The sequence below is a fragment of the Mesorhizobium sp. WSM4813 genome (assembly GCF_055811555.1).
The window spans coordinates 1-14,617 of the sequence record NZ_JBVVQU010000093.1 but is presented as its reverse complement, the minus strand read 5'-3'; the positions used below and the strand labels follow the sequence as shown (position 1 = coordinate 14,617).

The window sequence follows — 14,617 nt, the reverse complement described above, 5'->3', positions numbered from 1 at the left end:
TTGACCCCAGCACCGCTGTGCTCAGGTGCTCATGGCCGCCGGATACGCACGTCTGCGATCTTCACCGGATGCGTACGAAGGGGCGAACTTACCCTCCAACCAAGTGTTCCATCCGGAAACAAAAAAACCCGCCGCACAGGAGAGCGACGGGTCGATCATGCGACCACCGAGCGCGGGGGTGGGTCGGGGTGTGCCCGGTGCGCGGATCGAGAAAAATGATAGGCTGCCAGTTCCGTTACGTCTATCAACCAGCAGTTGGAAAGAGGCGCGCGCTTACCGTCCCAACGGCAGCCTGGAAGCCAAAAGAAGTTCTTCCTCGTCCCTCACGCCAGCCATGTAATTGGCCATAATCCGAGAGGCGAGCGCTTCACGTTGCCTCTCAGATTGACCCTCAACCTTTAGCCGATCGAACACTTGGCCCAATAGCGCCAACTCAGAGGGGAGGAACACACCCGCTTTCTCGGCTTGTCGATGGATCGGCATGGCACTCCGCACTCCCACCCTTCGCCGGTCGCCGGCGCTGCTTCCAAAGATCGCCTCAAGGTTCACCTGAGGGTGCTGCCCGGGCAAAACCCCAACGGCCCATTTGCTGCCTACTATAGGGAAATATCAAGATAATTTCGGGTGGGCGCAGGGACACAGAAAGACCTAATCGGAGGAACGTAGCACCCCTTCTTCCTCAGCAGCGGCCAGGAATGCCTTACGGGCCTCCTCAGCTTCCATCTTGTCAGCAATCACTGCAATGCAAACGCGCACCGCGAGGTTCCACTTGGGGCCACGCTCGGTGCAGCCCAGGAGTTCCTCAACTGCTGCCTCGGCGGTGTCGACGTTGCGCGTCTTGCCGGAAGACTCAGTCCTCACGCTGACCGAGGGGCTGAACAAATGCGGCGCGGTGCTGGGAACTAGGGCAGCCGCAGTCTCCTCAACCCATTGTTTCTGTCGCCGCTGAAGCTCCTTCTGAAGCTGCAGCGCCAGCGCGGCAAGCTTCGGGGGCAAAGTTGGATCGTCCTCCAGCGCCAGTTGCTTGCGCAACTTCCGACGAAAGTCTTCCGAGCCGATCAAATCTCGGAAGCCACGATTCTTATCTCGGCTTGCCATAACGGTTCACCTAGTTCCAGCCGGAACTCTTCGCCGTCATAGAAGAGACCGGCAGCGAAGTTAGGAAAAGAAACCAAGAGAAGCAGCGCCGATCGCGCCTAGGGCGAGAAGCTGAAGGCCTGCCGTTACCCGATAGCTTCACCGGCTTTTGCGGGACGGCGGCCTTTCGTTCTCGATTTCTAAGGTCACTGATTCCAATGACGCTCGTGCAGACCGTGCGTCTGGCCTTCTCGTTCCCAGATCTCATAGGCGCGGCGCCGAATGCGATGGTGCTTGTCGTCGACATGGTCGTTCCCCTTATGGGTTTTCACCCAACGCGGAGGAGCGTCGGATCGATCCGACCCTACACGCCGATTTCGGATAGAAAGAGGGACCCGGAAGGCTGGCATCATCTGCACGCCCCTGGCGGGCCGCCGATGGAGAGGAGCCTTGAGATGCGAGTTGTTGAGTTTGACATGAGGGCAGGACGGCAATAGCGTGCGAACTGGTATAAAAGGTATGCCAAGTGATTGGTGTTCAGATCAAACAGCGGAAGCTTTCGGACGAGGTCGCAGAACACCTCGAGCGGATGATCCGCAAGGGAGAAGTGGCCGAAGCCGACCGGCTCCCGTCCGAACGCGAACTCATGCGGCAGTTCGGGGTTGGTCGTCCTTCGATTCGAGAGGCGCTACTGCATCTGAGCAAGATGGGCCTTGTCGAGGTGAGATCCGGCGAGCGTGCCCGGGTCACCCGCCCCACGCCCCAATTCGTAATCGACGCCCTCTCAGGGCCGGCGCGGCACATGATTTCGGCCCCGGGCGGGGTTCACGACTTCCAGAATGCGCGTTTATTTTTCGAGGTCGGGCTTGCCCGCAACGCCGCTGTGAATGCCACGCCAGAGGACATTGAAAACCTCAGGGAGGCGCTCGAGATGAACCGACGGTCGATCGGCGACCTCACGCGCTTCGAACGCACGGACGTGGACTTCCACTACGTGCTGGCGGTGATCACCCGCAATCGAATCTTCACGGCTATCCATGCGGCGTTGGCCGAATGGCTGCTCGAACAGCGGCGGACGACTTTGGCCGAAGGTGAAGACCGCAAAGCCTTCGAGGCCCATCGCGAAATATTTGAGGCGATCGCCGCGCGCGATCCGGACCGGTCCGAAGCGGCGATGCGCAGGCATCTGGAATATGTGTCTAAGCGCTATCTGGAAATCGCGAGGCCCAAGTGATGACCGGCTACGTCGTCTGGGTCGATTTCCGCCTCAAGCCGGGCGCCCGAGACAGCTTCCGAAAGCTCGTCGACGCCAATGCGACCGCGTCGGTGCGCAACGAGGTCGGCTGCCGCCGCTTTGACGTGACGCAGGCACGCGGCGAACCGGACCGGGTCGTGCTCTACGAGATTTACGATAGCGAGGCGGCCTTCGACGAACACTGCCGGACGGCTCATTTCGACGAATTCAACACGCATAGCGCGCCGCTCGTCGACACCAAGTTGGTGACGATCTGCGACCTCGTTCTCGAGGCTACGACTTGAAGAAAGCGTAGTCGGATTGCGCCCTCTGGGCGAAGGGGAGGAAGTGCATGTCAGACGTAGGCCTCAAGGCTTTGGCCGCGCACCGGCGGGTCAAGCTCGGCACGTTGGTCGCCGAGTTCGCGACGCCGGGAATCGGGCACATTCTGAAGTCAGCCGGCTGCGACTTCGTCTTCTTTGATATGGAGCATTCGGGCTTCAGCTTGGAAACGGTGAAGAGCGCGATCCGCTATTTCGAGGCGGCCGATCTGCCGGTTATGGTACGTGTGCCGTCGCAGGACTACCATTTCCTCGCCCGCGCCATGGACATGGGCGCTGAAGGCCTGATCGCGCCGATGGTGAGTACGGTCGAACAGGCGCAGCACATCATCAATTCGATGAAGTACCATCCTTCTGGCGCTCGCGGCGTGGCGCTGCAGATCGCGCATGACCGCTACCGCCCAGGCTCGGTTAAGGAAAAATTCGAAGCGGCCAACCAGCGCACGGTGTTCATCTGCCTGATCGAGACAGCCGACGGCGTCAAGAACATCGACGGCATCGCGGGACTGGACGGGGTCGATTGCCTGTGGGTCGGACATTTCGATCTGTCGGTCTCACTCGACGTTCCCGGCGACTTCGCCCATCCCACCTTCACCGCGGCGATGGACAAGATCGTTGCCGCCGCCAAGAAGCACAATAAATCGCTTGGTCGCCTGGTACCCAGTGTCCAGCAGGGTCACGATTTTTACGCGCAAGGCTTCGATTTCATCTGCTATTCGGGCGACGTCTGGGTCCTGCACGATGCGATGGCCGACGCGGTCTCAAAGATTCGGGCCGGGTGCGAGTGAGGCGGAGGAGACGATGGCCAACGCAACATTCAGGGTGGCGCTCTCCGGTGATTTCCGGAAGCCGGACGGCTCGCTGACCTTTCCCGACTTCGACCTGGAGCCGCTGCGCAATGCGCCCGGCGTCGAGATGGCGTTCCTGGAATCGAACAATCCGCTGCGCGCCGAACAGCTTGAGGACTTCGATGCGCTGATCCTGCTCACCCATCGCTTCGATGCGACCAGCGTCCCGAAGAGCGGCCGCCTGGCCGTCGTTGCCCGTTTCGGGGTCGGCTACGATACCGTCGACGTCGAGGCTTGCACTGCCGCTGGCATCGCCCTGGTCATCACGCCCGACGGCGTGCGACGGCCCGTCGCCGTATCCGTCATCACTTTCATGCTGGCACTGACCGGCAAACTGCTCACGAAGGACGCGTTGACCCGCAAGGGACCTTATGGATTCGACAAGCGTTCGGAGCATATGGGCGTCGGCCTCGTCGGGCGGACGTTGGGGTCGCTCGGCATCGGCAACATCGGCGCCGAGGTCTTTCGCTTGGCCAAGCCCTTCGACATGAAATTCATCGCCCATGACCCATTCGCCGACAGCAAGGTCGCTGCCGAACTAGGCATCGAACTGGTCGGGCTGGAAGATCTGTTCCGCCGCGCCGATGTGCTGTCGGTGAGCTGTCCGCTAACGCCTCAGACCCACCACATCGTCAATGCCGAGCGGCTCGCCCTGATGAAGCCGACGGCTTACCTGATCAACACCGCGCGCGGTCCGATCGTCGACCAGAAGGCGTTGACGAAAGTGCTGCTGGAACGCCGCATCGCCGGCGGTGGGCTCGACGTGCTGGAGCAGGAGCCGCCGGACGCCGACGACCCCATCCTCAAGCTCGACAACGTTATCCTGACGCCGCATGCGCTCTGTTGGACCGACCAGTGTTTTGCCGGCAACGGTGCTGCGGACGTCAAGGCGGTGATCGAAGTGCAGCACGGCCGCGAGCCGCCCGGCGTGGTCAATCGCGAGGTGCTTTCAAGCAAGGCATGGAAGAATCGGCTGGCCGGTTTCGCCGCCCGCTTCGGGACGTAGGAGTACGAAATACGGCGCGCCGCCGCGCCTTCGCGACGGCTTCACGGGAGGAATGCTCGACCGCCGCGCCCGCGGACGAGTGAAGGCAAACGAAAATTGGGAGGACCAAGCACTATGAACGATCATGAAAGACGTGACTTTCAGGCAGGCCTCGAAGCAGAGGTCGACGCCTTTATGCGCGGCGAAACCACCCGCCGATCTTTCATAACCCGCTTCGGCCAGATGACCGGCATGCTGGCGGCGTCCGGACCGATCCTCGCCACGATGACGGATTGGGCGCTAGCGCAGCAGAAGCTCGAACTGGCAGACGCCGCTTCACCGCTCGGCCAAGCGCAGGCGGCGGCCATGAAGGCGTCGATGGAAGGCCCGGCGGATGGTTCTGCCTTCCGCGCCGTCGAGGCCGCCAAGGCGCATTCGGGCGTCACGCTGAACATGACCTACGAGGCAGGCCTGCAGGCTCTCGACCCGCGCAATTTCAGTGGACCGATGTGGGAGCAGCTTACGGGCATGAAGTCGAACGTGGTCGAACTGTCGAACCCTGACCAGTACTCCAAGGCCGTTGCCGAGCACATCGCCGGCTCAGGCGCCTATGACGTCCTCGACATCTCGCCAGCCTGGACGCCGTCGCTAGCCGATGGCGGCGTCATCGCACCCCTCGACGATTACATCGCCAAATACATGAACCCGGCCGACCTCGAGGACTATCATCCGCTCTACAAGGCGTTGCCGACCTACAAAGGGAAGATTTGGGGCTTCTTCGACGACGGCGACATGTTCGCTCTCTACTACCGCAAGGACATCTTCGAGGATCCGAAGATGGTGGAGGCCTACCAGGCCAAGTTCAACGCCAAGTTGGCGCCGCCGAAGACCTGGGAGGAATATGCCCAGATAGCCCAGTTCATCACCGACCAGATGGCGCCGAACGTTTATGGCGCAGGCCATTTCCGCAAAGCGGGCAGTCCCGGCAACCAGTTCGACTTTCTGCAGCAGTACCGCGCTAACGGTGGTAAACTGTTCGGCGACGACATGAAAGCCGGCTTGGTTTCGGATGCAGGCGTGAAGACGCTGCAGAACATGATTGCAGCCAATGCGGCGTCGATCCCCGGCAACAATGAACTCGACGCCGTCTCGCTGTGGGCGGCGTTCCTGACCGGCAAGGTAGCGATGATCTACTCCTGGCCGCCATCTGGCCGCATGGCTGCGAACTATTCGCAGTCGGCCACCGCAATCAACTTCATCCCGCAATCACAGATCGCCGGCAAGGTTGGCTACGCGGTCGTGCCCGGCAATCCTGAACATGCGACCGGCTACAACAAGGCGCTATCGGCGGATTCGGCGAACCCCGAAGCGGCCTACCTGTTCATGCAATGGGCCTGCTCGCCGCCCGTCTCGCTCGCGCGCTGCATGCTGCCCTACGCCCTGCGCGATCCCTACCGTATCTCCCACTTCAAATCCGAGCTTTACGGCGCGCTGTTCCCGAGCGCCAAGGAGTATCTAAGCAATCTTAATAACTCGGCCAATGTCGGTCTCCTCGACCCGATCATGCCCGGTGCGCAAGACTATTTCCTGAGCATCGACCGCATGTGCACAGCTGTGTGGGCCGGTGCGGATCCGAAGGCGTCGCTAGAAACAGCGGCGGCCGAGTGGAATGAGACGACCGACCGGCTCGGCGTGGATTCGCAGAAGGCATTCTACACCGAGTTCCTGAAACTACCGGGCGCTACTGCCGACAACACGGTGGAGAAGCTCGGCATGGCGGTCACCCTCTGACTTCGGCCTGCATCAGGGACGCCGGCGGCATTCTTAACCAAAATTGGTGTTGCGGGCGCTTGGTCCGCAACACCTCGTCGTAACCGCCAGGCAGGTTTTGGGATGTAATCGATGCAGCATACCGCAACCATCAGTCGCTTGAAGGCCGCTGGCGCGCCGCCACGACTGTCGGGCTTCGCACAATGGGCGGACCGCCACTTCAAATGGCTGCTGGTGGCGCCAGCAGTACTGCTGATCCTGGCGCTCTCGGTCTATCCGCTGCTGTTCTCGCTGGTCGTGTCTTTCATCAACTATGATTTCCAGGTGCCGGGCCACGCCTTTGTCGGATTGAAGAATTTCGAGCGCGTCGTGTTCGATCCCGTCGCGCGCTGGTCGCTCTTGCTGACAGCGTGGCTTTCGGGGATTAGCGTCGCTATCGAATTCGTCCTCGGCCTTCTGGTGGCGCTGACCATGGTTCGCAGCTTTCCGGGCCGCGGCGTGATCATGTCGATCCTGATCGTGCCGCTGTTCATCAGCCCGGTCATCGTCGGCCAGGCCTGGACGCTGCTTCTGCAGCGGCCTTTCGGGCCGACCAACTACATTTTGACGCAACTTCTGGGGCAGGAGGTGACGATCGGCTGGATGACCGAATCGCCATGGCTCTATGTTTCGCTGATTATCGCCGATGTTTGGCAGTGGACACCGTTCATGTTCGTCATCCTGCTCGCCGGGCTTACCGCCATTCCCCCGAATCTTTACGAGGCGGCGGAACTCGACGGGGTCAATGCCTGGCAAGCGTTCTGGGCGATAACCCTGCCGCATCTTGCGCCAATGATGCTGCTGGCGCTGACCTTTCGGCTGCTCGATGCAATCCGCATGTTCGATACTATTTTTATCATGACCGGCGGCGGGCCAGGCACGCGGACCTACACCGCCTCCTACTATCTCTACACAGTCGGCTTCACCCAGTTCCATCTGTCGCAGGCGACCGCCGGAAGCTGGTTGTTCCTGATCTTCACCGCGCTCGTGGTGATGCTGCTGGTGCGACGGCTTTTGAAGACGGAGCCGGTTTAATGGCGGCCGTCGCGCCTGTCCGTCGCCCGAAACGCCGGTCGATACCGGTCGGCCGCATCCTGTTGCTCGGCTTCTTCCTGGTCTTCGTGTTGTGGCCGCTCTACTGGATGTTCAACACATCGATCAAGCCGAGCGACGACTATCTCACCGTGCCGCCAGTCTGGTTCCCAACCGCACCCACCCTGGTCCACTATGAAGCTGCGCTGTTCGCATATCGCGGCCTTGACGGGCTGATCAACAGCCTGATCATCTCGCTGTCGGCAACAGTGCTCTCGGCCCTGTTCGGCACGCTGATGGCCTACAGCCTGGCGCGCTACAACACCGGCGGCCAGCATCTGTCGTTCTGGGTGCTGTCGCAGCGCTTCCTGCCGCCCATCGGCATCGTGCTGCCGGTGTTCCTGATCTACCGCGGCGTTGGCCTCTACGACACGCATATCGGGCTGATCATCGCATATACGGTGTTCACGCTGCCGGTGTCGGTATGGATGATGTTCGCTTATTTCCGCGGCATGCCGAAATCGATGGAGGAGGCGGCCCTTGTCGACGGCTGCACGCGCTGGGAAGCGTTCTGGCGCGTCGCCGTGCCGCTCGCCGCGCCAGGCATCGTCGCGGCGGCGGTCTTCGCCTTCATCGCCTGCTGGACGGAGTTCTTCTTCGCGCTGATTCTGACCAGCCGCACTGCTTTCACCCTGCCAACGGTGTTTCGCGCCTTCATCGGTTTCCAGGGCGCGCAATATGGCGAGGCGGCAGCCCTGGCTATCGTCTCCCTCGTGCCGTCGATCGCGCTTGGAGTACTTGCCCAACGACATCTCGTGCGCGGGCTGACGCTCGGCGCTGTTCGCGGATAGAAAGGGTCGGCATGGCCGAAGTCAGGATAACCGGCTTGCACAAGCGCTACGGCGCCTTCCATGCCGTGCGCGGCATAGACCTGGACATTCGTGACGGCGAGTTCACCGTGCTGGTTGGCCCGTCTGGCTGTGGCAAGAGTACGCTGTTGAGGACCATCGCAGGGCTGGAGGAGAGTTCGGAAGGCACGATCGAGATCGGCGGCGAAGTGGTCAACGATTTCCGACCGCGCGACCGCGACGTGGCGATGGTGTTTCAAGACTATGCGCTTTATCCGCACATGAACGTGGCGAAGAACATCGGCTTCGGCCTGAAGGCCCGCAAGATGCCGAAGCCAGAGGTGGAGGCTCGCGTCGCCGAGGCGGCCCGCATGCTTGGCATCACCCCGCTGCTCGGGCGCTTTCCGCGCCAATTGTCCGGCGGCCAGCGCCAGCGCGTCGCCATCGGCCGCGCCATCGTCCGGAACCCGCGTATTTTCCTGTTCGACGAGCCGCTGTCCAACCTCGACGCGCAGCTTCGCGACGAGATGCGCGGCGAGATCAAGCGCCTTCACCAGGACATTGCCACAACGATGATCTACGTCACCCATGACCAGATCGAAGCGATGACTCTGGCCGACCGCATCGTGCTGATGCGCGACGGGATTATCGAGCAGCAGGGCGCGCCGCTCGAACTGTTCGAGCGCCCCGCCTCAACCTTCGTCGCTGGCTTTCTCGGTTCACCGCGCATGAGCTTCCTGCCGGGCACGCTGACATTGGACGGCAGCGCTGCCGCCGTCCGGCTTTCCGAAGCGCTGCTTCCGGTCGCCCCCGGCCGGAGCCTGAATGGCGCCATTGACGGACAGGCGGTGCTGCTTGGACTGCGGCCAGAACATCTGACACGCGCGCATGCTGCGACACCTGCGCAGGGCACGTTTCGCTACGACGCAACGATCGACCTGCTGCAGCCGACCGGCTCGCGTAGCTATGCGACCTTCCGCCTGGCCGGCGCGCCGGTGATGGCGGAACTGCAGGCGCACGACGTCAGTCGTCCCGGCGAGAGGCTGCCGATCGACATCAACATGAACCGGGCCTCGATTTTCGACGCCAAGACCGAGAGAGCGATTTGACCACGGCAGCATCTCAAGCAATCCGCTTGTGTGGGACCGAACAGCTCGATCCGCAGTTGCAGACACTGCGCGCGGGACCCTTGTCGGTCGAGTTTGACAATGGGGCGATACGCTATGTGCGTATCGGCGGGGTCGAGATTCTGCGCGGGATCTCGTTTCTCGTACGGGACGAGAACTGGGGAACCGAGACGCCCGTTCTCGATGACCTCCAGATCGATGAAAAGCCGAATGCGTTCAGCGTCGCCTACCGTGGAACATGCGCCGGTGCGTACGGTCGGCTGGTCTACCAGGCGCGGATCGCAGGCGGGAGCGACGGTGCGCTGTCGTTTGTGGTGGAGGCAGAGCCCGAAACTGACCTGTTGACCAATAGAACCGGCTTCGTCGTGCTGCATCCGATCGAGGCCTTGGCCGGCAAGCCGGTAAAGGTGCTGCATGAGGATGGTTACGAGGAACTGTCGCACTTTCCGGACCACATCGATCCCAAATGTCCGTTCACCGACATCCGCGCGCTGTCGCACGAGATCGAGCCTGGAATCTGGGCCACATGCACCATGGAAGGTGATGCCTTTGAGATGGAGGATCAACGCAATTGGTCCGACGCCTCCTTTAAAACCTATGTCCGTCCACTGCGTCGCCCGTGGCCCTACAGATTACCGAAAGGCGAGAAATTCACGCAGGCCATCCGGCTTCAGGTGTTGGGCACGCTCCCTGCTCGGTCTTCCAAAAACCCCAATCCATCCATCAACCTCACGATCGGCAGAGCCATCGGCCGAGTGCCCCGCATTGGCGTCGGCGTCGCTGCCGACGAGGCGAAGCACGCGCTCGACGTCCCCGAACTCATTCGACGATTGGCTCCGCAGTGGATGGTCTGCCAGGTCGATCTCCGGTTCGGGCACGGCCAGGTTGAACTTGAAAGTTACGCCGCCCTGGCACAGTTGACCGGCGCTGGGGTCGTACTTGAGATCATCACCAAGGGCACGCTCGATCCCTTCGGCGAATTGGAGCCGATTGGGGCGGCTGTCCAAAGACTCGGCCTCAATCTAGAAGCTATCTCCGTCTTTCCGGCGCAGGACCTGAAGTCGGTGCAGCCGGGAGCACCGTGGCCGGCGATGCCCACCTTCGAGCAAAACTACTCCGCCGCTCGCCGGGCTTTCCCCGGAGTGCCGCTGGGCGGCGGCATGGCCGCATATTTCACCGAGCTCAATCGCAAGCGTCCGCCAACCAGAGCGCTCGACTACGCAACCTTCACCACCTGTCCAAACGTGCATGCAGCAGATGATGTCTCCGTAATGGAGACCCTTCAGGCTATCCCTCATCTGATCCGCTCTACCCGTGCTTTCATGGGCGACCGCTTGCCCCTGCGCATTGGTCCCAGTCAGCTCGGCTGCCGCGAGAACCCCTACGGAAAGTCCACTGCGCCGAATGAAGCGAACGGTCGCGTCTGTCTGAGCCGCATCGATCCTCGGCAGCGCGGCCTGTTCAATGCGGCTTGGACAGCCGGCTATTTCGCGGCCTGCGCGCGCGAGGGAATCGAGGCCGTCGCATTCGGGGACTTCACCGGCCCGTTCGGATACGTCTATAGGAAAGCCGATTTCGTGCAGCCGTGGTTTGACCAACAGGAAGGCCCAATCGTGTATCCCGCTTTCCATGTCATGGCAGGCCTCTCAAAACTCAGCGGGGCCACCCTGCTGTCCGTGGGCACTTCCGGAGCTGACAGCATCGCGGCGATCGCGGCCGAAAAAGACGGGCGCACAACGCTGTGGCTCTCGAATCTCATTGCCAAAACGCAATCCGTCCAGCTTTCGGAAACGCCGATCAAGGCCCGCAGTGCTCTTCTCGCTGCCGACCAGTTCGAGCGGGCGGCAGGAGATTCGAATTTCATGGAAAGCTCGGTGAGACAGCTGGATGACCGGGTCGTCTTGCTTGACGCTTACGCCGTCGCGCGAGTTGACCTCAACTGATCGCTGTCAACAATCGTGGTACCGCTTAGCCGCGTTAGACCGGTTCTATCCGAGCACTGAGCGGCCAACGAAGTCGCCGCCTGACCACGCTGGAGCGCGGCGCCCTGCCCCGACTACAATCAAGGCCTTGCATGACGAGACAACCTATTTCTATACGCCGGCGAACGACACCAGCCCGGCGACATCACGTTCCATCTCGGTTCGAACTCTGGAATCGGTGACGGCGTTTTGATGGGGGAAGTGGCCGGAGTGATCCGAATCGTGGAGTCGGCTGGAGGCGTGATCGAGGAGATGGTCGGACAAGCCGAGCGGCTGCTCGCGAACGGCCGGCGAGGCATCGTCGATTGACTGCTCAGCTTGGAGCCTACCTGATATTGCAGACAACATATGACTTCCCACTTCCATCTCGTCCGGCACGCCGCGCGATCGAGCTGGGGGCGAGCTTATAGGATCGCTTTCGCTGGTACCGGACCTTATAGGGCTGAGAATTTGGCGGCCGCCTTTGGGTCACGGCCTGCCGTTGGGCGGCCGCGAAGGAAAGAGTAGTGAACGGGCAGACGTTCTGATGAGGCGACCCCGGCACCACTCGACGTTGAGTTCCGCACTGCAATCTTACGCAACTTTCCGAAGCGTCCCATGAAATATGGCTGGCCGGATAGCCCGTGAGCTGGACAGGATCCTCGACGGACCAGGACCGCGTCGCGACACAGGCGCAAGGCAGCCGCCGAGCTGCGCCTGTCGACCCGCCAGGTCTACAATCTGTTGGCGCACTGTCGCATCGATCGGACAGTGACATCTTGCTGCCTCGCACGGCAGGCACCCGCAAGAAGCCGCTTCACGAGGGCGTCGAGCAGGTCATCGCCACAACCTTGCAAGAGCAATGGCGGTGCTTGGCGCCAACGCTCGCTCCCAGGTTGCCCAGTACGCGTCCGGTGTGAAGAGGCCGGTCTGGCTCCGCCCTCCTACCTGACCGTCGCCCGTCACGTCCGGACACTGTGCTCGCCTGAGGAGATCGCCAGAGCGGTCAGCAAACACAAGGTACTAACAGAGGCTCAAACCTCGACCGGGCTACATCCACGCCGTGCGCCCGATCGATGCCTTTGAGAAGCCCATTATGAGCGGCTTCATGTCGACCGCGAAGACGACCGTGCTCCCGGCAACGATACGTCAATACCAACTTGGCTTTGCCTTTCGTTCCGCGACTAGACGACTGAGACACGACCCTCCGTAGGTTCCTGCTTCGCTTCGCCGAATCAAGCAGGCCCTATTGTTTCGCTCTTACCCCAAGGGCGGCAGCAACAAGCAGCGAACACCTTTAATTGTATACCTGAAACCGCCAAGCGCTGGCAGAAAATCTGGGCAGACCCAAGCCCGACCGTCTGGGCTGGTATCTGGCACTATGCTTCCCTCGGGGACGGGAAACCGTGTGCCACCGATCTCGACTTCTAGATTGCCTCCCGTCGCAGATGTGAGGCTGCCTGCTACCACAGGCCGGCAATCGTTGTTTCCACAGCAAGACTTGCCAGCACGGTTCGTCAGACCCCGGACCCAATCGTTCGAGAGGTTCCCATCCATTGTTATATCGTGCGCTTCCGCGATAGGAGACGCCAGAAGCGCTCCCGCGATACTAGCGAGGACGAGAGCACTCAGGGCCCCACAAAGACGACTACGCCGACTTTGCGGGTCACCAGCCGAGCGCCGCCCCCCTGCCGGGCCACCAACTCCGACGGCTTGACCTTCTAGGCAACAGGATGGCGCAACGAGGACTCTCGATCCGATCACGATAATTCTCCTTCGGTGTGCGTCGGCAACTTGAGGGAGAATGACCGGGTCCCATATCGGCGAGCGTCACGGGCGCGTCTGCGAGGCGTCGTCTCTGCGTTATCGATCCTATTCGCCCGCCGTTCGTGCTATTATTTACATGGGAGTCGACCATGGGAGTCGAGCTGCAGCTTTTCGGTGGATTTCGCGCGGTGCGGGACGACGGGCAGGTCATCCCGATGCCGGATCGCTCACGTGCGCTGCTCGCTCATCTGGCGTTGGCGGCTACTCCGATCCAGCGAACTGTCCTGGCCGCCGTCCTGAGTCCTGATGAGCGCGAGCCGGATCAGCGTCGGAATCTCCGGCAAGCTTTGTATGCCATTCGACAGGCGCTCGGCCACGAGGCAATCGTCTGCACCGATCACAGCGCTCTTAGCCTTGATCATGCGATAGTGAGGGCGGATATCTGCGAGTTCAGGCGTGCCATTGCAGGTAGTGGCGAGAAGTCCCTGCTTCGCGCTATTGACCTTTACCAAGGTGCCTTCCTCCAGGGAGAGACCTTCCGATCATCAGATTTCGAGGATTGGCTGCGAGCCCGACGTGGCGAACTCCTCGAAGAGGTCGTTAATGCCCTTCTTCGGGTAACCCGGCTTGAGGCCGATCGAGGAACCTTCGACGGCGCACTTTCACACGCTCGCAGAGCGCTCGAACTAGACCCTCTGTGTGAGGAAGCCCACCGCCAAGTCATCTGGTGCTTGGCAGCTCTCGGCCAAAGATCGAATGCTCTCCGCCACTATGAGGTTGCTCGGCAGCTTTTCGCAGACGAACTTGGCGTGGATCTGGAAGCGGAGACGGCCCGGCTGCGCAGCGTTGTTGGGGAAGGTAATATCGACGTCCTGCAAGGCCGTCGGGATCATCTCACGTATGGCTCCGATGCGCTCCGTCCCCACGATGACCAACATGAGCCTGCGAGCGTCACACCACCAGCCCGCAAACGTATCAGGGCTGCTGTCATAGCGATCGGATTTGCGGCATGCGGCGCGGCGGCGATGGTCTCATTGGCAATGTTCCAATGGCCAGAGGCCAGGCTTCCGCCGCCCGAAACCCTTCCTTCTATAGCGGTACTTCCGTTTGAGAGTTCCGGCGGTGAAAAAGCGGAGGAAGTTATCGGGTACGGGATAGCCGAGGAACTGACGGCCATGCTGGCCTCACATCCAGGCATCAGCGTCCTCTCGCCAAGCCGCGCAGCGAGAATAGAGCCTGACGCCGATCCCAGTGACGTCAGCAAGCAGTGGGGGGTTCGGTATGTATTGAACGGCAGTGTCCGCCGGTCTGGCCAGGTGCTGAAGCTTATCGTTAGGCTAACTGACACCCAGACCGGGTTCCAAGTCTGGTCAACACAGCTCGAGGGCGATGACAAGAGCAGTGCCGAACTACGGATCGCGGAGATCATCGACGAAACCCTCATCGGCTTCTCTGGAGCCATTGGGAAGGAGGAGCAGCGGCAGGCGTGGGGCAAGTCGGACCGGGACCTCCTAGGTGGTGTGGACTCTTAGGATTCCCTTTTTGACCGTAGCCTGATTCAAGACTGCTTTTGGAGGCAGCCTTGGGT

At 61.3% G+C, this 14,617-nt stretch carries 12 protein-coding genes; 10 read left to right on the top strand and 2 right to left on the bottom strand.

Annotated features, from left to right (window positions below):
• Positions 1 to 648 precede the first annotated feature (648 nt).
• Both AC0L25_RS30925 and AC0L25_RS30920 read right to left on the bottom strand, forming a co-directional pair.
• The gene (locus AC0L25_RS30925; protein ID WP_473598939.1) at positions 649 to 1,098 is read right to left on the bottom strand and encodes a DUF982 domain-containing protein; all 450 of its coding nucleotides are present in this window, start codon (positions 1,096 to 1,098) and stop codon (positions 649 to 651) included.
• A gap of 185 nt (positions 1,099 to 1,283) precedes the next feature.
• The gene (locus AC0L25_RS30920) at positions 1,284 to 1,487 is read right to left on the bottom strand and encodes a DUF2934 domain-containing protein (RefSeq protein ID WP_473598940.1); all 204 of its coding nucleotides are present in this window, start codon (positions 1,485 to 1,487) and stop codon (positions 1,284 to 1,286) included.
• A 116-nt stretch (positions 1,488 to 1,603) separates the two neighbouring features.
• Between AC0L25_RS30920 and nanR the strand changes: the two genes are divergently transcribed.
• The 10 genes from nanR to AC0L25_RS30870 all read left to right on the top strand — a co-directional run bounded on the left by nanR (position 1,604) and on the right by AC0L25_RS30870 (position 14,561).
• Positions 1,604 to 2,311 (top strand): transcriptional regulator NanR, encoded by a 708-nt coding sequence (gene nanR, locus AC0L25_RS30915; RefSeq protein WP_473598938.1) that lies wholly within the window; start codon positions 1,604 to 1,606, stop codon positions 2,309 to 2,311.
• Complete coding sequence (locus AC0L25_RS30910) at positions 2,311 to 2,616, top strand: putative quinol monooxygenase (protein ID WP_473598937.1); 306 nt, start codon at positions 2,311 to 2,313, stop codon at positions 2,614 to 2,616. Before nanR ends, AC0L25_RS30910 begins: the two co-directional genes overlap by 1 nt.
• A gap of 47 nt (positions 2,617 to 2,663) precedes the next feature.
• Positions 2,664 to 3,440: an HpcH/HpaI aldolase family protein gene (locus tag AC0L25_RS30905; RefSeq protein ID WP_287249994.1), complete on the top strand. Its 777-nt coding sequence runs from the start codon at positions 2,664 to 2,666 to the stop codon at positions 3,438 to 3,440.
• Between the two features lie 13 nt (positions 3,441 to 3,453).
• The gene (locus tag AC0L25_RS30900; protein WP_473598936.1) at positions 3,454 to 4,506 is read left to right on the top strand and encodes an NAD(P)-dependent oxidoreductase; all 1,053 of its coding nucleotides are present in this window, start codon (positions 3,454 to 3,456) and stop codon (positions 4,504 to 4,506) included.
• A gap of 114 nt (positions 4,507 to 4,620) precedes the next feature.
• Complete coding sequence (locus AC0L25_RS30895; protein ID WP_473598935.1) at positions 4,621 to 6,276, top strand: extracellular solute-binding protein; 1,656 nt, start codon at positions 4,621 to 4,623, stop codon at positions 6,274 to 6,276.
• Positions 6,277 to 6,387: 111 nt separating this feature from the next.
• Positions 6,388 to 7,329, top strand: a complete 942-nt coding sequence (locus AC0L25_RS30890; RefSeq protein ID WP_254026370.1) for a carbohydrate ABC transporter permease — start codon at positions 6,388 to 6,390, stop codon at positions 7,327 to 7,329.
• Entirely contained in the window at positions 7,329 to 8,177 is an 849-nt protein-coding gene (locus tag AC0L25_RS30885; protein WP_128246859.1) for a carbohydrate ABC transporter permease, read from the top strand. Before AC0L25_RS30890 ends, AC0L25_RS30885 begins: the two co-directional genes overlap by 1 nt.
• Positions 8,178 to 8,188: 11 nt before the next feature.
• On the top strand, positions 8,189 to 9,283 hold the full coding sequence (locus tag AC0L25_RS30880) for an ABC transporter ATP-binding protein (protein ID WP_473598934.1): 1,095 nt from the start codon (positions 8,189 to 8,191) through the stop codon (positions 9,281 to 9,283).
• The gene (locus tag AC0L25_RS30875; protein WP_473598933.1) at positions 9,280 to 11,244 is read left to right on the top strand and encodes a D-apionate lactonase family protein; all 1,965 of its coding nucleotides are present in this window, start codon (positions 9,280 to 9,282) and stop codon (positions 11,242 to 11,244) included. Before AC0L25_RS30880 ends, AC0L25_RS30875 begins: the two co-directional genes overlap by 4 nt.
• A 1,934-nt stretch (positions 11,245 to 13,178) precedes the next feature.
• Positions 13,179 to 14,561, top strand: coding sequence for a BTAD domain-containing putative transcriptional regulator (locus AC0L25_RS30870; RefSeq protein ID WP_473598932.1), 1,383 nt, complete (start codon positions 13,179 to 13,181; stop codon positions 14,559 to 14,561).
• Positions 14,562 to 14,617 lie beyond the last annotated feature (56 nt).